This is a genomic window from Microbacterium sp. CGR1, assembly GCF_001266755.1.
In the GTDB taxonomy this organism is placed as follows: Bacteria; Actinomycetota; Actinomycetes; order Actinomycetales; family Microbacteriaceae; genus Microbacterium.
Window position 1 is genome coordinate 658,822 of sequence record NZ_CP012299.1, and the last position, 20,906, is coordinate 679,727.

Here is a 20,906-nt window from a genome sequence, read left to right on the forward strand (position 1 = left end):
GTCACTTCACGTCTTCGTCGACCCAGTCCATCGACTTGCTGACGGCCTTGCGCCACAGACGCAGCTGGCGATCGCGCTCTCCGTCTTCCATGGAGGGCTCCCAACGGCGGTCCTCCTGCCAGTTGGCGGAGAGATCGTCGAGTCCGTTCCAGAATCCGACGGCGAGACCGGCCGCGTAAGCGGCGCCGAGCGCCGTCGTCTCCGCCACGACGGGGCGAACGACCGGCACACCGAGCACATCGGCCTGGAACTGCATGAGCGCGTCGTTCGCGACCATCCCGCCGTCGACCTTGAGTTCCGTGAGGTCGACTCCGGCATCCGCGTTGACGGCGTCGAGCACGTCGCGGGTCTGGAATGCGACCGCCTCGAGCGCTGCGCGAGCGATGTGATTCTTGTTCGCGTAGCGGGTGAGGCCCACGATGGCGCCGCGGGCGTCCGGACGCCAGTAGGGCGCGAACAGACCGGAGAACGCCGGGACGATGTACACGCCGCCGTTGTCGTCGACCTGCTTCGCGAGTTCTTCGACCTCGGGAGCGGAGCCGATGATGCCGAGCTGGTCGCGCAGCCACTGGATCAGCGATCCGGTGACGGCGATCGAGCCCTCGAGCGCGTAGTGCGTCGGTCCGTCGCCGAGCTTGTAGCCGACAGTGGTGAGCAGGCCGTTCTTCGAGTGGACGATCTCCTCACCCGTGTTGAAGATCAGGAAGCACCCGGTGCCGTAGGTGTTCTTGCTCTCGCCCGTGTTGAATGCGGCCTGGCCGAAGGTCGCGGCCTGCTGGTCGCCGAGGATGCCGGCGATCGGCGTCTCGCGCAGCAGTGACGAGTCCTCGGCTGCGCCGTAGACCTCGGAGGAGGAGCGGATCTCGGGCATCATCGAGCGGGGAACGCCGAACGCCTCGAGGATGTCGTCGCGCCACTCGAGCGTCTCGAGATCCATGAACATCGTGCGCGAGGCGTTGGTGACGTCCGTCACGTGAACGCCGCCGTCGACACCGCCGGTGAGGTTCCAGAGCACCCAGCTGTCCGTCGTGCCGAAGACGAGGTCGCCGGCATCCGCCTTCTCGCGAGCGCCCTCGACGTTCTCGAGGATCCAGGCGATCTTGGTGCCGGAGAAGTAGGTGGCGAGGGGGAGGCCCACGATGGGCTTGAACCGCTCGACCCCGCCGTCGGCCGCGAGGCGGTCGACGATCTCCTGCGTACGGGTGTCCTGCCAGACGATGGCGTTGTAGACGGCCTTGCCGGTGGTCTTGTCCCAGACCACAGCGGTCTCGCGCTGGTTCGTGATTCCGACCGCGGCGATGTCGTGGCGCGTCAGGTCGGCGCGACTCAGTGCGAGTCCGATGACCTCCTGCACGTTGCGCCAGATCTCAGCGGGGTCGTGCTCGACCCAGCCTGCCTTGGGCAGGATCTGCTCGTGCTCCTTCTGACCGGTCGCGACGATGCTGCCCTTCTTGTCGAAGATGATCGCGCGGCTGGAAGTGGTGCCCTGATCGATGGCGATGATGTAGTCGGCCATTGTGTTCTCCTTTGAAGTCAGGTTCGGGTTCAGGCGAGGTTGAGCAGTACCGGCGCAGCGACGGCGGCGAGGACACCACCGATGAGCGGACCGACGACCGGGACCCACGAGTAGGACCAGTCGCTGGAACCCTTGCCCTTGATCGGGAGGATGGCGTGGGCGATGCGGGGGCCGAGGTCACGTGCCGGGTTGATCGCGTATCCGGTCGGTCCACCGAGCGATGCACCGATGGCGACCACGACGAGTGCGACGGGAAGGGCGCTGAGCGGGCCGAGGCCTCCGGGGACGCCGATCTCGATGTCGCCGTAGTCAGCGAACGCGAAGACCGCGAACACGAGGACGAACGTGCCGATGACCTCGGTGACGAGGTTCCAGCCGTACGAGCGGATCGCGGGACCGGTCGAGAAGACGCCGAGCTTGTTGGCGGGGTCGGGCTCCTCGTCGAAGTGCTGCTTGTAGGCCAGCCAGGTGAGGATCGCACCGACGATCGCGCCGAGCAGCTCAGCACCGGTCGCGACCGCGAACTGAGAGAAGTCGATCTTGCCTGCGACGAGAAGGCCGATGCCGACAGCAGGGTTCAGGATGGCGCCGGAGTAGGCGGAGGCGAGGACACCCACGAAGACCGCGAGACCCCATCCCCAGTTGACCATCAGGAAACCGCCGCCGAAGCCCTTGTTCTTGGCTAGCGCGACGTTGGCGACCACACCACATCCGAGGAGGATCAGCAGCGCTGTGCCGACGAACTCCGAGAGGAAGTAGAGACCGAGATTCACTTCAGTCATGTCTTCATTGACCTTTCTTGAGTGCCAGGGCCCCTTAGCCCTGGCACTTGTTGGGAATTACACCGCGTGGAGGGCGGTGTTCGGATGTCTCGTCAGCCGCGTGCGCGTGACGAGATCTGGAGTCCATGGCGTTCGTTCAGCAGCGCCCGCGTCTGCTCGAGTTCGGCATCGTGCCGTGCGCGATCCCAGTCGAGCAGAGGAGACAGCGCGTCTGCAAGCTCTTCGAGCACATCCGCGTCGGCGTTGCCGGTGAAAGCGATGCTGGTGCGGCGCAGAACGACGTCCTGCAGTCGCGCGACCATCTCGTTCTCGACCATCCATGCCAGCTCACGCGTCGAGAGGTCGCCGCCGACCAGAGGCGCGTCGTCTCCCTGCTCGATGAACTCCCAGACCTGCGCGGCGCGGGTTCCGTATCGGGCGAGAAGACGCTCGGCGCGATCGCCGGCTCCGGGCAGGTTCTCCTGGATCCAGATGCGACGTGCCTTCTCGGTGCGCGGGAAGTCACGGCCTCCGCCGATGGCGCGTCCGGCGGTGGACACGGTGCGGGTGCGACCGATCAGACCGAGCACCACGTCGGAGAGCGATTCGCCGAGGGCTCGGAAGGTGGTCCACTTGCCTCCGACGAGGCTCACGAGAGGGGCGGCACCCTTCTCGTCGACTTCGATGCGATAGTCGCGAGAGACGAATCCCGGTGCGGTGTCCTCGTGCCGGGGGAGCGGACGGATCCCCGAGAAGTTGAAGACGATCTGCTCGCGGGTCACGTCGATCGTCGGGAAGACGTGGTGGATGAGGTCGAAGAAGTAGTCGATCTCCTCCTCGGTGCACACCGGTACCTCGCGGGGGTCTGCATCGATGTCAGTCGTTCCCACGAGAACGCGACCCTTGAGCGGGTAGATCAGGACGATGCGACCGTCGGAGTGCTCGAAGAAGATCTCGCGTCCGCGCGTCGCCTCGAGGAGCTCGGGGTGGTCGAGGACGATGTGGGATCCCTTGGTGCCGCCCATGAAACGCGTGTCGTTGCCCAGCGCGTCGTTGGTGAGATCGGTCCACGGACCGGATGCGTTCACGACGACATCGGCGGTCACGGTGAACTCGGTCCCGCTCTCACGATCGCGGAGGACGACCTTCTCGCCGTCCCGCGCGATCGCCTCGACGTAGTTCAGTGCGACGGCGCCGGGGTGTGCGGCGCGTCCGTCCTGCAGGACGTCGAGCGCGAGGCGCTCCGGGTCGTGCATCGACGCGTCGTAGTAGGTGGCCGTGTACTTGATGTTCGGGTCGAGCGAGGGGAGCTCGGCGAGCGAGCGCTTGCGACCCAGGAACCGGTGACGGGGCACCATGCCGCCGTCGCGGGAGAACGTGTCGTAGATCGTCAGTCCGACCTTGATCAGGAACGCTCCACGCTCCTGGGGCTTGCCGCTCTTGTGCGTGAGGAAGCGCAGGGGAGCGGACAGGATGCCGGAGAAGGTCGAGTAGATGGGGATCGTCGTCTCGAGCGGCTTGACGTAGTGCGGGGCGATCTTCAGCAGACCGTTGCGCTCTTCGACCGATTCGCGCACGAGTCGGAACTCGCCGTTCTCGAGATAGCGGATGCCGCCGTGGATCATGTGGCTCGACGCCGCCGACGCGCCGGAGGCGAAGTCGCCTCGCTCGACGAGCAGTACGTCGACGCCCTGCAGCGCCAGATCACGGAACGCGGAGATCCCGTTGATCCCGGCTCCGATGACAAGGACGCTCGTGCGTCCGGACTCACGGACGGCGCGGACTGCCGCGCGTTCCGGTGATGAGTGTGTCGACTCGATCATCTTCGACCCTTCTCTGTGCGTGCTCCCAGCTTCGACCTGATCGCCCACCACGCGCAAGCCCGTTGCACATATGTGCAAAGATCGACTCGAGGAGGTCGTCATGCGCCAGTCTGACGCGGGATCGCGCGATTCCAAGCTGATCGCCGCGCTCACCGCGGCACAGCTCTACTACATGCAGGACAAGACCATGGAGGTGATCGCGCAGGAGCTGAAGACCTCGCGATCATCGGTGTCTCGCCTGCTCAGCTTCGCCCGCGAGAGCGGACTCGTGGACATACGCATCAATTCGCCTCTCGAGCGACTCGGCATGCTGGAGCAGCGCATCCGGGACAGGCATCGCCTCGTGGCCCACGTCGTGCCCATCCCCGAGATCGTCAGCGAGGTCGAGAGGCTCGAGCGGGTGGCCCTGACCGCAGGGCGACTGCTGTCGCAGTTCGTCGACTCGAACATGATCGTGGGTGTCGCGTGGGGATCCACGATCAGCGCGGTCAGTCGTGGTCTCACGCAGAAGGAGACGCACAACACGACGTTCGTGCAGTTGAACGGTGCCGGGAACACGCAGACCAGCGGGGTCGAGTACTCGAGCGACATCCTCCAGCGCTTCGGCAGCGCGTTCGGTGCGCAGGTGCAGCAGTTCCCCGTGCCCGCGTTCTTCGACGATCCCTCGACGCGCGAGGCGATGTGGCGAGAGCGGAGCACTCTGCGGGTGCTCGACCTGCAGTCGAAGATGGACATCGCCGTGTTCAGTCTCGGCTCTCCGGCCGCGGAGGTCCCCAGTCGCGTGTACGTCGGCGGCTATCTCGGTCGCGATGACTACCGGAGCCTCCGGGAGGACCATGCGATCGGCGACGTGGCCACGGTCTTCTTCCGCGCGGACGGATCCTGGAGGGACATCCGTGTCAACGCACGGGCGACGGGTCCGGGTCTCGACCGGCTGCGGCGGGTGCCCCGACGCGTGTGCGTGGTGTCCGGTGTTCCGAAGCTCGCCAGCCTCCGCGCCGCCATCGCCGCCGACCTCATCACGGACGTGGTGCTCGATGAAGGACTCGCGCGCAGGCTCGTCGAGGACTGACCCTACGGCTCGTCGGTCGAGGATTCCGGGCCGGAGCGGAACTCTCGTATCAGATGCTGGACGACTGCACCGAGGTCGCCGCCCGTCGCGTTCGCGATCGTCAGCTGACGCTCGTAGCTCGCGCCGTCCGTGAGGATCGTCTCGATGCTGCCGAACTCACGCACGCAGCCGAGTTCGACCGCGACCGGGGCGAGCTCCTCGAGCACCTCCGCAAGATGCTCCCGCACGGGACGCTGGGTTCCGGCGGCGTCGACGATCACCCGCGCGTCCAAGCCGTAGCGCGCGGCGCGCCACTTGTTCTCCCGGTGGTACCAGGCAGGCATCTGCGCGAGGGGGAGTCCCTCGTCCATCTGACGCGAGAGATGCTCGACCAGGACCTGCACGAGCGCGGCCACCGCCGCGAGCTCCGGCAGCGTGGAGAGCCCGTCGCATGCCCGCACCTCGATCGTCCCCCACCGCGGTGCGGGCCGGATGTCCCAGCGCACTTCGGTGGCGTCCGCCATCACACCGGTGCGCACCATGTCGTCGAGGTAGGCCTCGTACTCCGACCAGTCCTGCAGCGGCCACGGGAGCCCCGCAGTGGGCAGCTGCTGGAACACCAGAGCACGGTTCGAAGCGTACCCGGTGCGCTCACCGGCCCAGAACGGACTCGAGGCGGAGAGAGCCTGCAGATGCGGGAGATAAGCGGCGAGGGCGTTGATGATCGGGATGACCTTGCGCTGATCCTCCACGCCGATGTGGACGTGGATCCCCCAGATCATCATGTTCCGACCCCACCACTGAGTGCGCTCGATCAGGGTGTGGTAGCGCGTCTTGTCGGTCACTTCCTGGTGGTACCACTGCGCGAACGGGTGACTGCCGGCTGAGAGCAGCTCGATGCCGGCCGGATCCGTCGCCGCACGAACAGCGGTGATCGCGTTGGCGATGTCGTCCACGGCATGGGCCACGGAATCGCCGATGCCGCTGGTGACCTCGATCGTGTTGGTGAGGAGCTCGCCCGTCACGGTGTGCCGTTCTTCTGCACTCTCATCCTCGAGTGCCGACAGCAGCTCGGGGGCGCGGCCGACGAGATCACCGCTCACCGGATCGGCGAGCATGATCTCCCACTCGAGACCGACGGTGGACCGGGCCGATGGCGCGAAATCGAGCTTCACGAGCACAGTCTGACACGCGCTGTCGGCGACACGGCAACCGTCGTGTCGCCGCGTTTCGCTCCTGGGCCGCGGATCTGGCAGAATAGAAGGTCGGACGACGTGCTCGACCCTCTATCCAGCACTCGTCCTCCCTATTTGAGCTTCCGCCGGGTGTGCACCCCACTCTCCAGGCGATCGGTTCGTTACCTTCCACACAATTCAGGAGAATCGTGGCTGTCAAGATTCGTCTCAAGCGCCTGGGCAAGATCCGTGCGCCGTACTACCGCATCGTCGTCGCCGACTCGAAGACCAAGCGCGATGGTCGCGTGATCGAGGAGATCGGCAAGTACCACCCCACCGAGGAGCCCTCGTTCATCGAGATCGACTCCGACCGTGCGCAGTACTGGCTCTCCGTCGGCGCTCAGCCGACCGAGCAGGTCGCTGCTCTGCTCAAGATCACGGGCGACTGGGGCAAGTTCAAGGGCGACAAGGACGCGAAGTCCACGCTGAAGGTCAAGGAGCCCAAGGTTCCGTTCGAGATCGACGCGTCCAAGAAGTCCGTCGTCAAGCCCAAGGCCGAGAAGAAGGTGGAGGCCCCCGCTGAGGAGGCTCCCGCCAAGGCCGACGCGGAGGCCGCAGAGGCTCCCGCCGCCGACGCAGAGTAATTCGTCGTGCTCGCCGCCGCGCTCGAACACATCGTCAAGGGGATCGTCGATCACCCTGAAGATGTCCGCATCAACGCTTCCACGACGCCGAGAGGCGACCTGCTCGAGGTGCGTGTGCACCCCGACGACCGTGGTCGAGTGATCGGGCGCGGCGGCCGCACCGCAAAAGCACTGCGCACGCTCATCGCCGCTCTCGCGGATGGGCGGCGTGTCCGGGTCGACGTCGCGGATGACTGACGTGGTGTCCAAGGACCGCAACCAGGGCAAGAACCAGCTGCGGGTGGGGCGCCTCGTCAAGGCCCACGGCCTCAAGGGCGCTCTCAAGCTCGAGCTGTACACCGACAACCCGGAACGCCGATTCACTCCGGGAGCCGAGTTCACGTTGCAGGTGCCTGAGGCATCTCCGTGGCACGGCAAGACCGTCGTCGTTCGCGAATACCGCGTGATGAACGGCAACCCCGTCGTCTTCCTCAAGGATGTCGACGATCGCGAGGGCGCAGAGACTCTCGTCCGAGCCATCCTCTGGATCGATCAGGACAACGACGAGGTCGAGGACAACGCGTGGTTCGACCATCAGCTCGTGGGTCTCGACGTCGTCCGTGACGGCGTCGTCGTGGGCAAGGTGGCTCGCGTCGAGCATTTCCCTGCGCAGGATCTGCTCATCGTCAGGTCCGGCGAGCAGGACATCATGGTGCCGTTCGTCCAGGCGATCGTTCCCACGGTCGACATCAGCGCCGGGCGCGTCATCGTCACGCCGCCTGCGGGCCTCTTCGAAGAGCTCCCTGACGCGTCCGATGCGACGGAGGCGGGGGAGTCCTCCGACTCCGACGCCACTGACTGATCCCTCGTTCGGCCCGCCAGTGCGCATCGACGTCCTCTCGATCTTCCCGTCGTACTTCGACGGTCTGACGCTCTCCCTGCTCGGGAAGGCGCAGAGTACCGGCATCCTCGACCTGCGTGTCCGAGACCTCCGCGAGTGGACGTCTGATCGTCACCGCACCGTGGACGACACCCCCTACGGGGGCGGGGCGGGGATGGTGATGAAGCCGGAGCCCTGGGGGCTCGCGCTCGACGAGCTGGCATCATCTGCTCCGTCCGAAGAGGGCAGTCGGCCCACGATCATCTTCCCCTCGCCCGCAGGCGAGGTCTTCACGCAGGCCACCGCACGCGATCTCAGCACTCGCGACCACCTCATCTTCGGATGCGGTCGATACGAGGGGATCGACGAGCGGGTGTTCGAATACGCCTCATCGCTCGGCGAGGTGCGGCTCATCAGTCTCGGCGATTACGTCCTCAACGGCGGGGAAGTGGCGACGATGGCGATGATCGAGGCCATCGGTCGCCTGATCCCCGGTGTCGTGGGAAATCCGGCGAGCCTCGTCGAGGAGTCTCACGAGGACGGACTCCTCGAGTACCCGTCTTACACGAAGCCGTCGGTGTGGCGAGAGCGACCGGTGCCGGACGTGCTGCTGAGCGGCAATCACGGCGTGATCGCTTCCTGGCGGCGGGATCAGCAGATCGAACGGACGCGACGTCGGCGCCCGGATCTGCTGCCGGACGACGACCGCTAGACGATCCGTTCGATCCCCGAGTCGATCTCGAACACCACGCCCTGAGGGTGGCGCAGTGAGAGCGCGGATGCGGGGGCCAGGCCCCGGAGCTCCGCACGCAACAGCCGACCGATCATCTCGTGACTCACCAGCAGCGGGATCCCGGACGAAGCCCACCCGCACACCGACAGTGCCCGGCGGGCACGTCCCTTCGCCTGGGCGTAGCTCTCACCTCCGGGAAATGCCCAACCATATCGGTTCTCAGCCCGGTCCTCGCGGGCGGTGGGGAATCGTTCATCGATCTCGGACCAGGTCAGGCCGGCCATCGCACCGTGATGGAGCTCGGCGAGCTCCGGTACCTGCACGAGATCTGCGCCGATCCGATCGGCGACGATGACCGCGGTCCGGAGCGCGCGGCCGAGCGGGCTGGAGCACACGGTGGTGATGCCTCGGTCGACGAGGCGCGCGGCGACGCTCTGCGCCTGAAGGATGCCGTCCTCGGTCAGAGGCGAGTCGAGTTGTCCGTGCAGCCGATGATCGAGGTTCCAGCAGGTCTGCCCGTGCCGCACCAGGAACAGGTGTTCTGGCACATGCCGATCCTCCGGAATCATGGACTCAGGATGGCATAGCCGCGTCGCCTCCGTACTGGCGGAATCGGCGGCTGATAGCGTCGCACCATGGTCGATGAGGTGCTGGCGAAGTCGTTCGAGACGATCGGGGCGGATTACGACCGCTACCGTCCCGGATTCCCCGTGGAGGCGGTCGAGCTCATCGCACCACAGCGCATCGGGACTGCGCTGGACCTCGGCGCGGGCACCGGGAAATTCACGGAACTGCTGTCGGCCCGAGCGGAACGCGTGATCGCTGTCGAACCCTCCGAGCAGATGCTGTCGGTTCTGCGAGCCAAGCTTCCGGATGTGGAAGGCCTCATCGGCAGTGCCGAGCGGATTCCGTTGCCGGACGGCACGGCGGATGTCGTCGCCGTCGCGCAGGCGTTCCATTGGTTCGATCGTGAGTCTGCCTGTGCGGAGATCTCGCGCATCCTCACGCCGGGCGGAACTCTCGGGCTGGTCTGGAACCACTCGGATCCGTCGAGTTCGTGGGATCGAGCAGCGCACCGTATCGCGCACCCCGCGGTCGCTGACACGGACGGAACGACCAGCACCGCCGCGGCGGAGCTCCCCGGATTCACGTTCGTGACGAGCGAATCGATCCACTGGACGGAGCAGATCAGCCGCGAGGCGTACCTCCGTCGCTGGTCGACGGTGAGCACCTTCCTCGTGGCCGACGACGATGCGCGTTCGGTGATGACGACCGCCATCGAAGCGGTGCTCGACGGGGACCCGGACACACGCCGGCGCGAACAGCTCGAGTTGTCGATCATCACCGACGTGTTCGTCTATCGGCGCGCATGAGGATCTGGTCACTGCACCCGCAGTACCTCGATCGCCAGGGTCTGGTGGCCTGCTGGCGGGAGGCGCTGCTCGCTCAAGCGGTGCTCGCCGGGCGAACCCGTGGCTACACCGGTCACCCCCAACTGGAGCGGTTCCGTGCCTATCCCGATCCGCTCGATGCCATCGGCGCGTACCTTCGGGGCGTCGCCGTCGAGGCGGACGTGCGCAGCTATACCTTCGACCGATCGCGAATCGATCGACCGGATGCGAGAGGTGAGTCGATCCTGTCCGTGACCACCGGCCAGCTCGCGCTGGAATGGTCGCATCTCAGCGCGAAGCTCGCGGAGCGCAATCCCGACGTGCTCGGACTCTGGTCCGCGGTCTCGGTGCCCGAACCGCATCCGGCTTTCCACGTCCTCGAGGGTCCGGTCGCCGCGTGGGAACGCGCGCTGCCGCCGGCTGAGCCCCGCGGGTCAGCGAACGCCGAGGAATGACCTGTCGGTGAGGACGATCGGGCCATCGGCCGTCACGGCCACGGTGTGCTCCGAATGCGCGCCCCTGGAACCGTCCACACTCCGTAGGGTCCATCCGTCGGGATCGGTCACGAGTTCGTCCGTGGTCTCGAGCAGCCACGGTTCCAGCGCGAACACGAGGCCCTCGCGCAACGGGAATCCACGTCCGGCGCGACCGTCGTTGGGGACGTGGGGGTCGCCGTGCATGATGCGTCCGACACCGTGACCGCCGAAGTCGGTGTTGATCGAATACCCCTCGCCGTGTGAGATCGCGGCGATGGCGGCTGAGATGTCACCGATCCGGTTGCCGACCACGGCAGCGTCGATGGCCGCAGCGAGAGCGCGCTCTGTCGTCTCGATGATGCGGAGGTCCTCGTCGCGGGGAGTGCCGACGACGAAGGACACCGCGGAGTCGGCCACCCATCCGTCGACGGAGACGGCGAAATCGAGCGACACCAGGTCGCCGTCTCGCAGCGTGTAGTCGTGGGGGAGGCCGTGCAGTACAGCGTCGTTGATCGAGGTGCAGATCACCTTGCCGAAGGGACTGGCGCCGAAGGACGGGTGGTAGTCGATGTAGCAGGACTCCGCTCCGGCCTTGCGGATCATGTCGTGCGCTCGGCGATCGATCGACAGCAGGTTCGTGCCGACCTTCGTCTCGTCGCGCAGGGTTGCCAGGGTCTCGGCCACGAAGCGACCGGCGGCGCGCATCTCGTCGATCTCGGCAGGGGTGCGCAGTTCGATCATCGGGTGTCCTCTCGTCCTCTCCATTCTCCCCGATCTCCGGGTGACGGGCGTCCGCCTCGAGGCCGCGTGCTCAGAGCGAACACCTGGATCATCGGCCGCACGCCGTCGTACGATTTGTGACATGTGGTTGCGTCAGGCGTTCTTCCGGTGGCTCATTCCGGCAGCGTTCCTCCTGCCGCTCTGGTTGCTCGTGGGGTGGGGCGTCTTCCAAGGCGGTTGGGCCATCCTCTGGGTCCTCTTCATCGCGGTCCCCTCCGTGTTCGTCGGCCAGCTTCTTCTCACGCTCCTGACTCGGTCTCGCCCGTCGGTGCGGGTCGAGAGGGCCGTCTCGTGGTGGGATGTCGGCGGTTTCACGCTCTGGCACGGGCTGACCATCGCTGTCGGATGCTTCAACGACGGCGCGTTCGGCTGGCTTCTCGCCGCCGCCGTCGTCGTCGGCATCGGTCTGGTCTGGCTGCAGCTCTGGCAGCTGTGGAACGAGGCGAAGGGAAGCGGAGCACGGATCCGCGAGACCATCTCGTGGTCCACCGTTCCCGGCGTCGACGAGCCCGCGCCGGAGACCCGCGTGCGAGAGGTCTTCGTCATCCGGGAGAAGGACTCGCCGGAGTGACGGAAACGCACGCGACGTTTTGGCCGTGTGCGGCATCCGTGGCAGAATGACTGTTTGTGCCGTGACCGGTTCTGCCTCAGGGGAGCCCACGGACGCTTCGGCGCCGTTCAGCACACACTTCTTCTTATTCCTACTTACAGCATGCAACCGACCTGAGGCGAGTGCAGAGAGAGACGATCATGCAGATCCTCGACGCCGTCGACGCAGCATCCCTGCGTTCAGACGTTCCCGTCTTCCACCCCGGTGACACGGTCAACGTGCACGTGAACATCACCGAGGGCACCCGCTCGCGTATCCAGGTCTTCAAGGGCGTCGTCATCGGCCGCCAGGGCGACGGCGTGCGTGAGACCTTCACCGTTCGCAAGATCAGCTTCCAGGTGGGCGTCGAGCGTACGTTCCCGGTGCACTCCCCGGTGATCGACCACATCGAGGTCGTCACCCGCGGTGACGTGCGTCGCGCGAAGCTCTACTACCTCCGTCAGCTGCGGGGCAAGAAGGCCAAGATCAAGGAGAAGCGCGACAACTGACGCGCAGGCTCTCCACAGCACCCCGGGACACGATGTCCCGGGGTGCTGTGTTCTCCCCGGGGTGTGCGACCCTTGATACTGCCGTCTCCGTGCGGTGCGAGACTGTGAAGGAAACCCCATGACGACTGACTCCGCCGCCGCGTCCGCTCGACCGACGAAGCGGCGTCGTGGGTTCCTCGTGTTCCTGCGCGACGTCCTCGTGATCGTCGTCATCGCGGCGCTCGTCTCCTTCGTCGTCAAGACCTTCATCGTCCGCTCCTTCTACATCCCGTCCGCGTCGATGGAACGAACTCTCCTGGTCAACGATCGGATCCTCGTGGACGAGCTGACGCCGCGGTGGACCGCCTACGAACGCGGCGACGTCGTGGTCTTCAAGGACCCGGGCGGGTGGCTCGACGGCCAGCCGCAGACTCCTGCGCAGCCGCCTCTCGTCGAGGCTTTCGACTGGATGCTCAACGTCGTCGGGATCTCGGCCACGGATTCGCAGGATCACCTCGTCAAGCGTGTGATCGGTCTCCCAGGTGACCACGTCGTCTGCTGCAACGCGCTCGGACAGATCACGGTCAACGGAGCGCCCATCGACGAGCTCAGCTACCTCAACCTGCCAGACGGCGACACCGCAGCGTCGAACGATCCGTTCGACGTGGTCGTGCCGGATGGGTCGCTGTGGCTCCTCGGAGACAACCGCGATCGCTCGCGCGACTCGCGGGCGCATCAGGATCTTCCGAGCGGCGGCTTCGTCCCGATCGAGAACGTCGTGGGCAAGGCGTTCTTCACCACGTGGCCCTTCGACCGTCTGGGCACGATCGACGGCCACCATGACAGCTTCAACGGCGTCCCGGATCCGGAATGACCGTCGTCGCTCCGAAGCTCACTCTGGAGCGCAGGCTGCTGAGCGAGTGCGATCTGATCATCTCCCTCGATGAGGTCGGACGCGGTGCGCTTGCCGGGCCGGTGGCGGTCGGAGCTGCCGTGATGGATGCGGCAGGGGCGCGCCGCCGCGTTCCCGAAGGGCTTCGGGATTCGAAGCTGGTCACCGAGAGGCGTCGGCCCGATGTCGCTGCGCGAGCCGCGGCATGGGTGCAGGCTTCTGGAGTCGGTTGGGCCAGCGCGGCCGAGGTCGACGAGGTGGGCATCATGCGAGCGCTCGGTCTTGCGGCGTCGCGCGCCGTGCAGAGCGTCGTCGATTCGGGAGTTCGCCTCGACGGGGCTCTGGTGCTCCTCGACGGCAACCACGACTATGTCTCGCGGGTGCATCCGGTGCCTCTACGGGTGCGACCGGTCGTCAAGGGCGACCGCGACTGCGCATCGGTCTCGGCGGCATCGGTGATCGCGAAAGTGGCGAGGGACACCTACATGGCGGAGCTCCACGAGGGTCACCCCGCGTACCAGTGGGACCGGAACAAGGGATACGCGAGCCTCGAGCATCGCGATGCGATCCGCAGCCTCGGGCTCTCTCCACACCACCGATCATCTTGGGCGATCGCGGATGTCCCGACTCTGTTCTGAGCCTGCGTGCGGCATCGACGCGTCGCCGACTCTAGGATGGAGTGATCATGGATGAGGAAGCCTTCGACGACTACGACCGCGAGCTCGAGCTGGCGCTGTTCCGCGAATACCGCGATGTCGTCGCGCAGTTCCAGTACGTTGTCGAGACGGAACGCCGGTTCTACCTCGCCAACGAGGTGAACGTCGTGCGTCGTGACACCGAGCACGACTTCTACTTCGAGATCTCGATGAGTGACGTCTGGGTGTGGGACATCTATCGTGCCGACCGCTTCGTGAAGGCTGTGCGCGTGCTGACGTTCAAGGACGTCAACGTCGAAGAGCTTCAGCGCCGCGAGTTCGAGCTGCCCCAGGAGCTGTCGCTCGACGGGGAGTGACCACTTCTGCACAGTCCGGCTTTCTGATGGGCTGTCCCCGCACTCCGCAACGTCCCCACTCCTGAAGCGCGGTCGTCGATCCCGATCGACAGGCTGTCTTCATGGCAGCGAAAGACGAGCTCGGTAGATCCGGCGAAGAACATGCGGTTCGGTATCTGACCGGCATCGGATATGTGGTCCTCGACCGCAACTGGCGATGTGCGCAGGGCGAGATCGACATCGTCGCCTGTCGCGGTCACCACCTCGCCATCGTCGAGGTCAAGACACGACGGACGATCTCCCACGGACACCCGTTCGAGGCCGTGGATTCCCGCAAGATCCGACGACTGTGGCAATTGGCTCATGCGTGGGCGGCCGACCATCCCGAAAAGGCGGTCGGCCTCGTGATCCGGATCGAGGCGATCGGGATCATCGGAGCCGACCCGCAGCACAGCACCCTCGAACATCTCGTGGACGTGTCGTGAAGACGGCCCGCACGTGGGCGGTCGCGCTCACCGGGGTCGACGGGCACATGGTCGAGGTCGAAGCCGACATCTCGAACCAGACCCCCGACTTCAAGATCATCGGCCTGCCGGACAAAGCGCTCGGCGAGGCGGTTCAGCGGGTTCACAACGCCTGCAAGAACACGCATCTCGATCTTCCGCGCCGCCGGCTCACGGTCAACCTCTCGCCCGCCAGCCTCCCCAAGCAGGGAGCCGGTTTCGACCTGAGCATCGCGGTCGCCGCTCTCGCCGCAGGGGGAGCGCTGTCGACGCGGTCCATCGCGGGAACGGTGCATCTCGGCGAACTCGGACTCGACGGACGGCTCCGTCCCGTGCCCGGGGTGCTCCCGTCCGTCTTCGCCGCTGCGCGTGCGGGGTTCGACACCGTGATCGTGCCGTGGGGCAACGAGGCGGAGGCGAGGCTGGTGCCCGGAATCGAGGTTCGCGCAGCAGCGAGCCTCTCGCAGGTCGCCGTCTGGCACGGCGCGGAGATCGACGTGCTCGATGCGGATCCGGTCGCCTCGGCGACACTCGCGCCGGAGCATCGCGAGAGGCTGGACCTCGCGGACGTCGTCGGCCAGGACGAGGCGGTCGAGGCTCTGATCGTCGCGGCAGCAGGAGGCCATCACATGCTGCTCAGCGGCCCGCCAGGCGCAGGTAAGACCATGCTCGCGCGTCGACTCCCCGGCATACTTCCGAGTCTCTCCGACGACGAGGCTCTCGAAGTGGCCTCGATCCGCTCACTCACCGGCGACGCTGTGCGAGCTCTCGACGCCACGCCGCCGATGGAGTCGCCTCACCACAGCGCCTCGGTTGCGGCGCTCGTCGGAGGCGGCACGAGGTCTGTTCGTCCTGGCGCCATCTCTCGCGCTCACAGAGGTGTGCTCTTCCTCGACGAAGCAGCGGAATTCTCGAGAGTGGCGCTCGACGCACTGCGGCAGCCGCTCGAGTCCGGCGTCATCGAGGTGAGTCGATCGGGCGTCACCGCACAGTTCCCCGCACGCTTCCAACTGGTCATGGCGCTCAATCCGTGCCCGTGCGGCAATTACGGGGTGCGCGGTGCGGAATGCACATGTCCGTCGTTGGCGATCCGGAGATACTCGACCCGACTCTCCGGTCCGCTTCGCGACCGGGTCGATATCGAGCTGCATGTCTCGCGCGTGTCTGCTGCTCGGGCCATGATCGGCGACCGTACGGAGGTGACGAGCGAGCGAGCTCGAGCGAGAGTCATGCAGGCGCGTGAGCGGGCGGTCTCGCGGTGGCGGGGGACACCGTGGGGCCGCAACAGCGAAGTTCCGGGCGCCCGATTGAGGCAACTCGATCTGCGGATCGCCGCAGAGGCAAGGGCGCCCCTGGATAGGGCTCTCGAGCGGGGAGCTCTCACTCTTCGCGGCTATGACAGGGTTCTGCGGCTGGCTTGGACCATGGCGGACCTCGCCGAGGTCGACAGTCCAGGTCGGGAAGAAATAGGACGGGCACTGTTCTTGAAGAGGGGATACCTATCGTGATCGAGTCTCTCAGAGGCGATGCGGCGGTGCGGCGATCGCTGCGACAGGTGCGACCGGTCGATGACCTGGACGAGGCGCTGGCACGAGTGTCGTGGTCAGTCCTCACCGAGCCGGGGGACGGAGTCGCCGGCGCGCTCATCGCGGAGCGGGGCGCAGTGACATCACTGGGGCTGGCGATCGGCGGAGGGGCCGCGGCGAGTTCGGATGTCAGCGAACGGGCTCTCGCCGAGGGACGAGCCCGGTGGATGGTCCGCGCGGATGCGCGCAGCGTTCTCGATGCGATCCGTGCAGCAGCCGAGGTCGGCGCTCGGCTCCTTCTGCCGGGGGACGACCTCTGGCCGAGATCTCTCGACGACCTTGGGGTGCATGCGCCGACAGTGCTCTGGGTTCGCGGAGACCCGGCGCTGCTCACGGCTCCGAGCCGAGTCGCGATCGTGGGCGCGAGGGCGGCCAGCGGTTATGGAGAGATGCTCGCCGGTGACTTCGCCGGCGAGCTCGCAGCCACCGGCACGGTCGTCGTATCCGGCGGAGCGAACTTTCTCTCACCTACAACCTGTTGTTGCTTGCCCCGGAGCGAGCATCGCTCGGTCCGCAACCTCCTCTCTTCGCCGGTTTGAGGCCTGGTGGCTCGTTCCTGACGCGAGCAATACCCCTAACTCGATGTGGCGGGGATCGCCCGCTACTGCCATGGTGGGAACTAGGGGGCGACTTGCATGTCCTCGTGAGTTGCGGAGGGCTTCATGCGGGTGTGTCACATTGAGATCCGGAACGTTGCCCGATTTCCTGACTTGAGTTTCGAAGTGCGCGATCATCTCGTTCTCTTCGGAGTGAACGATGTAGGGAAAACACCGCCACTTGACTGCTTGAATCTGTTGCTGGGATGGTCGAACTCGACGTCACTAGACGTGGCCGGGCCAATGGAACAAGTGCCACACCGCTGTGTCGAGGCTCAAGTCGGCTTCCGGGATGCTCCGTGTTCGATCTGATCGGGCTCTTCGCGGGGCATGTAAGTCGATGGCTCGGTTGGACGACGCTCGACATCCGAGCAATATACAGCGTGAAGAAGCAGGCGCGCGCTGAGGGGATTAACGTAAGTCAACGCGTTCTCCGGAATCACCTCGACGCCGTTCGATTCATCGACGCGCTGAGCACTGCGGAGGGTCGTGCTCGCGTCCGTGAGTCGCTGATGGCGGTCACCCAAGGCGATAGGCAGAAAGCGAATCGCCTCTTCGCTCTCCTGGATGCGGCGATCACCAAGCGATCGGAGCCCGTCGCGGCCACAATGTCGGTCGGGGCTGCGATTCAACGCACCGTAGAGGACGTCAACGACGATCGGGCGCTCTGGGAGAACCGTTTAGCAAAGCTGAAGCCAATTCGTGCCGTAACGGCAAGGGAGGCCAGCGGTGTGTGGTCGCAAATGCCGATGTTGCTGCGATTGCTTGATCGCGGCGAGCGGCGCACCATCCTCGAAAGCTGGTCTCTGAACCTACCGGGACTGCTCGTCGAGGCACCTTCAGAGGTGATGGCCTGGCTCGCGGATATGTCCAGTGACGCGGGGCTGAATCAGGCCGCACTCGTGTTTGTGAACGGTGCCCTCGATCGGGGGGCGTCCCCCCTCGGATACTGGGAGTTCCGACGACTGCGGCTCGAGTCCGAGCTGTCTCTGCCACTCAGCGCGTTTCGAGACAGCCAGCATCCTCTTCTGGTGGCATATGCACTGGAGACCGCCGGTCAGCCGGATGAAGCGATCCAGCAGATCGAAGCTTGGAAGCCGACTTCCATCCGTGAACGGACGACGCGGTCGATCATGAGGGCTCAGATCGCATACAACACGCGAGATTTCGATACTTCTATTCGGCTCGCGTTGCGCGCTCACGAAGAAACGGGCAATCCGACTTTGGCAATCTCTGCCGCAAGGGGGATGATCGCCCGTCACACCTTCGGTTCTAGGGAGTTGCACTCCGACGATCTTCCGACGGCGTTCCGTCTCCTCATAAGGACGCGCGACTCGCTCCGGAGCTGGGGCGAGAACTCGATAGAGGTGATTTCTCTTGCAGTTGAGGCCGCGCGGCTGCTCAACGATCCGGCCCGCGCGCTTGGATTGACACAGGCCGAACCGGACGGCGAAGCAACAGCAACCGAGGCAGCAAGCCTGGACCTGCGCATTGTCCGCGCCATCATGCTGGCTGATAACGGCATCTTGGACCTTGCGAGAGAGCTGCTCACCGGAGAAGCGCTCGAAAAGGGCACCGCCGCCCACCTACGTGCTCTCATCGCTCAAACGGAAGGCGACATTGAGGCGGTCAAGGCCTACTACGCGGAGGCGCTCGACGGTACGTCGGATTACGAACAGAAGGGTCACTTCGCGGTTCGTCTTGCGTACCTCGGCATTGTTCACCCCTTCGTTGAGGAACAGCGGGCCGCAGGGAACGATGAGTACGCGGACGACCTTGCGCTCATCGCTGATGCCTTCGGAGACACCGAGGGCGGACTTGATCGACTAATCGCAGCTGCACATTCGTCCGCCCGTCTCAGTCTCATCGTCAGTCAGGTTTACGAGGCACGGGGACAAGCCGACCTCCAGCTTCGGACTCTTCGCGCTTCTGCTGCAAGACTCGGCGACGCTGACATCTGGTTGGCCACCGCGAGTCTCGAAAAGGGAGTTGATCGCGTTGCTGACGGGATTTACAGCGCGAACGAAGCTTTGCGGCTGGCTCCAGACTCCTGGGGGGCGTTTGCACGCACTCGCGGTCTGCTCGTCGATCTGTATTCGAGGGTGCCTGACTGGGATCGCGCCGCGCGCGAAGCGCAGCACCTGGTGCGTCTTCTTCCGGAGGATGCCAACGCCGTTTGGACGTTGATCACGTGTCAGCACCACGCAGGTGAGTTGGACGAAGCTTTTCGTACCTGGGATACGCTCAGTGACCGAGAGCGGCCGGTTCACCGCACCCACGTGATGGTGTGGTTGAGTTTGTACCATCAGTTTGGCGAGGTAGTCGCCTCACTTGAGGATCTTCGTGATGCGGCATCCGATTGGGCGCGGGACGAAGAGATCAGACGCAGAATCGTTGGGTTACTGATCTTGCCCAATCGATCTCGACGTGGCGAGTCGTCGGAGCGCGATGGGGGTCCTGCTGAGTCGGCCCCGACGACACAGGACGACGGGTCAGACGTGCCGAAGTCGATCCCGGCTTCCCTGATCGAGGACTACTTTCGTGACTTCCCTGATGGAGAGATCCGTCGGCTGAGCATGGATCTTTCTGAGAATGTGTCAATCTTGGATCAGCTCGAAGCGGCCGTGGGTGAGCGACCGGACACTTCAGAACTTGACGAACAGGTCTTTCGAGGAAACTTCCCGCTCGGGATGATTCTTCTTGCACACGGTGGCACGTTAACCGAAGCTGTTCTTTCCCATGCTGCCGGGGTTCGCTTCGCGTCGGCCGGGCTTGAGGACGAACGGGTTCGGGCGGCGGAGAGCATTGGCCAATCCGTCGTCGTGGATATGACTGCTCTGTTTGCGCTGTCAGTGTTGTCTCCGGACGCACGAGCCGTCCTCATGGGTGCGTTTTCCGGCCTGACCATCGCCGCCGATCAATTCAGGGATGCCGTTGCGGCGTCGCAGACCATCGGACGGTTCGGCGCCGCGGGGCCCGGGCTCGGTCGTCTTCGCGGCCCCATCGCGCAGCGCGGTCGGCCCGGGGTAGAGCAGGTCCTAGATCCTTCCCGAATCGAGCAATTGGTCGAACTTATTCGTCCCCTCGAGCGGCAGGCTCGGCCGGTGGGCCGGCCATCGCTCGAGCGTCCAGACATCACCGAAGACATTTGGTTCGCTGCGGCAGACACAGCCGGTGCTGTCCGATCGCTCTGGTCGGACGACGCCGCACTGAACAGGCTTGCGGCCGATCTCGGCGTCGCGACGTTCTCGACCATCGCTCTCGTCGAGGTTCTGCAAGCTCAAGAACGCATTAGCGCTAGCCAGGCGGGCGCGATACTCAGTCAGCTTCTCGTCGAACGCTACGTAGAGATTCCCTTTGATCCGGAGCTTTATCGGCGCGCGATGACCTTGCGCGAGGATGCACCGATCGCGATCGCGAGTGTCATCGAGTATTTGAGTGGCCGCAGCGCGAACGAAGTACTCGATTTTGCGATGGAGGTGGCCGGCTCTCTGACTGCAGATGGACCCCGACTGGAGGCTTGGGTCTCCGCCTGTACTCGCTGGCTGGTCAAGGTCTCTCCCGATGAGCCTACGCGTCGCCAGAACGTTCGAGTATTTGCAAACCGGCTGTCGATCGTGCATTGGTTGTTGCCGCAGACCTTCCCGTTTGTCGATGCTGGCATGCGTGACGGTGTTGACGCGATGTCAGAGCTTGATCCCATCGTGGACGCACTCCGACCTATCTATCGGCGGCGCAGGATGCACGACGAACCACAGGCGGCTCTCTGGCTGTTTGAACTTATTGCCGGGGTTGACGCACCGCACCGTGCTCGGCTCACAGCGCTCGCTTTTGAGTAGCACCGAGATTCGGATTCAGCGGGACACCGGTGCGTTGACCAACAGAGCTGCGGCAAGCAGCTGGAAGAATGAACATGACACGAGATGTGGCGGTGGTACCTGTTGAGTCCTAATTCGCGCGGATCGGGGATCGAGCGAACCAGATCGGCAGTTCAGGGTGCCGCGACCCGCACCTCGGACGAGGTCTATGCCCGACTCCGGTCCGGAGCGATC

At 65.2% G+C, this 20,906-nt stretch carries 22 protein-coding genes; 16 read left to right on the forward strand and 6 right to left on the reverse strand.

Translation table 11 applies throughout. The features are described 5' to 3' along the window. Nucleotide 1: 1 nt before the first annotated feature. The 3 genes from glpK to AKG07_RS03085 form a co-directional block, all read right to left on the reverse strand. Nucleotides 2-1,516, reverse strand: a complete 1,515-nt coding sequence (gene glpK, locus AKG07_RS03075; protein ID WP_053095934.1) for a glycerol kinase GlpK — start codon at nt 1,514-1,516, stop codon at nt 2-4. A 29-nt stretch (nt 1,517-1,545) separates the two neighbouring features. Continuing rightward, complete coding sequence (locus AKG07_RS03080; protein ID WP_053095936.1) at nt 1,546-2,298, reverse strand: MIP/aquaporin family protein; 753 nt, start codon at nt 2,296-2,298, stop codon at nt 1,546-1,548. 92 nt (nt 2,299-2,390) lie between these two features. After that, nucleotides 2,391-4,100, reverse strand: a complete 1,710-nt coding sequence (locus AKG07_RS03085) for a glycerol-3-phosphate dehydrogenase/oxidase (RefSeq protein ID WP_053095938.1) — start codon at nt 4,098-4,100, stop codon at nt 2,391-2,393. A 100-nt stretch (nt 4,101-4,200) separates the two neighbouring features. Between AKG07_RS03085 and AKG07_RS03090 the strand changes: the two genes are divergently transcribed. Next, nucleotides 4,201-5,172 (forward strand): sugar-binding transcriptional regulator, encoded by a 972-nt coding sequence (locus tag AKG07_RS03090; RefSeq protein WP_053099094.1) that lies wholly within the window; start codon nt 4,201-4,203, stop codon nt 5,170-5,172. Nucleotides 5,173-5,174: 2 nt separating this feature from the next. Here the strand turns inward: AKG07_RS03090 and AKG07_RS03095 are convergent, their stop codons facing one another. Then, the gene (locus tag AKG07_RS03095; RefSeq protein WP_053099095.1) at nt 5,175-6,326 is read right to left on the reverse strand and encodes a glutamate--cysteine ligase; all 1,152 of its coding nucleotides are present in this window, start codon (nt 6,324-6,326) and stop codon (nt 5,175-5,177) included. 209 nt (nt 6,327-6,535) lie between these two features. On the opposite strand from AKG07_RS03095, the gene rpsP reads away from it, so the two are divergent. Genes rpsP through trmD form a run of 4 tightly spaced genes read left to right on the forward strand, consistent with a single transcriptional unit; the run spans nt 6,536 to nt 8,541 of the window. Continuing rightward, nucleotides 6,536-6,970 (forward strand): 30S ribosomal protein S16, encoded by a 435-nt coding sequence (gene rpsP, locus AKG07_RS03100; RefSeq protein ID WP_053095939.1) that lies wholly within the window; start codon nt 6,536-6,538, stop codon nt 6,968-6,970. Nucleotides 6,971-6,976: 6 nt separating this feature from the next. Continuing rightward, complete coding sequence (locus AKG07_RS03105; protein WP_053095941.1) at nt 6,977-7,207, forward strand: RNA-binding protein; 231 nt, start codon at nt 6,977-6,979, stop codon at nt 7,205-7,207. Further along, nucleotides 7,200-7,811, forward strand: coding sequence for a ribosome maturation factor RimM (rimM, locus tag AKG07_RS03110; RefSeq protein ID WP_053095943.1), 612 nt, complete (start codon nt 7,200-7,202; stop codon nt 7,809-7,811). The genes AKG07_RS03105 and rimM overlap by 8 nt, the downstream gene beginning before the upstream one ends. A 19-nt stretch (nt 7,812-7,830) precedes the next feature. Next, nucleotides 7,831-8,541 (forward strand): tRNA (guanosine(37)-N1)-methyltransferase TrmD, encoded by a 711-nt coding sequence (trmD, locus tag AKG07_RS03115; protein ID WP_053095944.1) that lies wholly within the window; start codon nt 7,831-7,833, stop codon nt 8,539-8,541. On the opposite strand, the gene AKG07_RS03120 is transcribed toward trmD, so the two are convergent. Next, on the reverse strand, nt 8,538-9,110 hold the full coding sequence (locus tag AKG07_RS03120; protein WP_053099096.1) for a histidine phosphatase family protein: 573 nt from the start codon (nt 9,108-9,110) through the stop codon (nt 8,538-8,540). The genes trmD and AKG07_RS03120 overlap by 4 nt on opposite strands. A gap of 87 nt (nt 9,111-9,197) precedes the next feature. On the opposite strand from AKG07_RS03120, the gene AKG07_RS03125 reads away from it, so the two are divergent. Next, the gene (locus AKG07_RS03125; RefSeq protein WP_053095946.1) at nt 9,198-9,935 is read left to right on the forward strand and encodes a class I SAM-dependent methyltransferase; all 738 of its coding nucleotides are present in this window, start codon (nt 9,198-9,200) and stop codon (nt 9,933-9,935) included. Beyond that, the gene (locus AKG07_RS03130; protein ID WP_053095948.1) at nt 9,932-10,408 is read left to right on the forward strand and encodes a pyrimidine dimer DNA glycosylase/endonuclease V; all 477 of its coding nucleotides are present in this window, start codon (nt 9,932-9,934) and stop codon (nt 10,406-10,408) included. Before AKG07_RS03125 ends, AKG07_RS03130 begins: the two co-directional genes overlap by 4 nt. On the opposite strand, the gene map is transcribed toward AKG07_RS03130, so the two are convergent. Continuing rightward, the gene (gene map, locus AKG07_RS03135; protein WP_053095949.1) at nt 10,388-11,170 is read right to left on the reverse strand and encodes a type I methionyl aminopeptidase; all 783 of its coding nucleotides are present in this window, start codon (nt 11,168-11,170) and stop codon (nt 10,388-10,390) included. The genes AKG07_RS03130 and map overlap by 21 nt on opposite strands. Nucleotides 11,171-11,291: 121 nt before the next feature. On the opposite strand from map, the gene AKG07_RS03140 reads away from it, so the two are divergent. From AKG07_RS03140 to AKG07_RS03180, 9 genes are all read left to right on the forward strand, one after another. Then, a complete protein-coding gene (locus AKG07_RS03140) occupies nt 11,292-11,780 on the forward strand; it encodes a hypothetical protein (RefSeq protein WP_053095951.1) in 489 nt (162 codons plus the stop codon). A 179-nt stretch (nt 11,781-11,959) separates the two neighbouring features. Further along, nucleotides 11,960-12,307, forward strand: a complete 348-nt coding sequence (gene rplS / locus AKG07_RS03145; protein WP_053099097.1) for a 50S ribosomal protein L19 — start codon at nt 11,960-11,962, stop codon at nt 12,305-12,307. 118 nt (nt 12,308-12,425) lie between these two features. Continuing rightward, complete coding sequence (lepB, locus tag AKG07_RS03150; protein ID WP_053095952.1) at nt 12,426-13,160, forward strand: signal peptidase I; 735 nt, start codon at nt 12,426-12,428, stop codon at nt 13,158-13,160. Then, complete coding sequence (locus AKG07_RS03155) at nt 13,157-13,816, forward strand: ribonuclease HII (protein ID WP_053095954.1); 660 nt, start codon at nt 13,157-13,159, stop codon at nt 13,814-13,816. Before lepB ends, AKG07_RS03155 begins: the two co-directional genes overlap by 4 nt. 47 nt (nt 13,817-13,863) lie before the next feature. Next, a complete protein-coding gene (locus AKG07_RS03160) occupies nt 13,864-14,190 on the forward strand; it encodes a DUF2469 family protein (RefSeq protein WP_042541663.1) in 327 nt (108 codons plus the stop codon). 101 nt (nt 14,191-14,291) lie between these two features. Then, entirely contained in the window at nt 14,292-14,654 is a 363-nt protein-coding gene (locus AKG07_RS03165) for a YraN family protein (protein WP_053095956.1), read from the forward strand. Next, a complete protein-coding gene (locus tag AKG07_RS03170) occupies nt 14,651-16,180 on the forward strand; it encodes a YifB family Mg chelatase-like AAA ATPase (RefSeq protein WP_082297795.1) in 1,530 nt (509 codons plus the stop codon). The genes AKG07_RS03165 and AKG07_RS03170 overlap by 4 nt, the downstream gene beginning before the upstream one ends. Continuing rightward, a complete protein-coding gene (locus AKG07_RS03175; protein WP_053095957.1) occupies nt 16,177-16,797 on the forward strand; it encodes a DNA-processing protein DprA in 621 nt (206 codons plus the stop codon). The genes AKG07_RS03170 and AKG07_RS03175 overlap by 4 nt, the downstream gene beginning before the upstream one ends. A gap of 356 nt (nt 16,798-17,153) precedes the next feature. Beyond that, complete coding sequence (locus AKG07_RS03180; RefSeq protein ID WP_053095958.1) at nt 17,154-20,693, forward strand: PIN domain-containing protein; 3,540 nt, start codon at nt 17,154-17,156, stop codon at nt 20,691-20,693. Nucleotides 20,694-20,906: the final 213 nt, after the last annotated feature.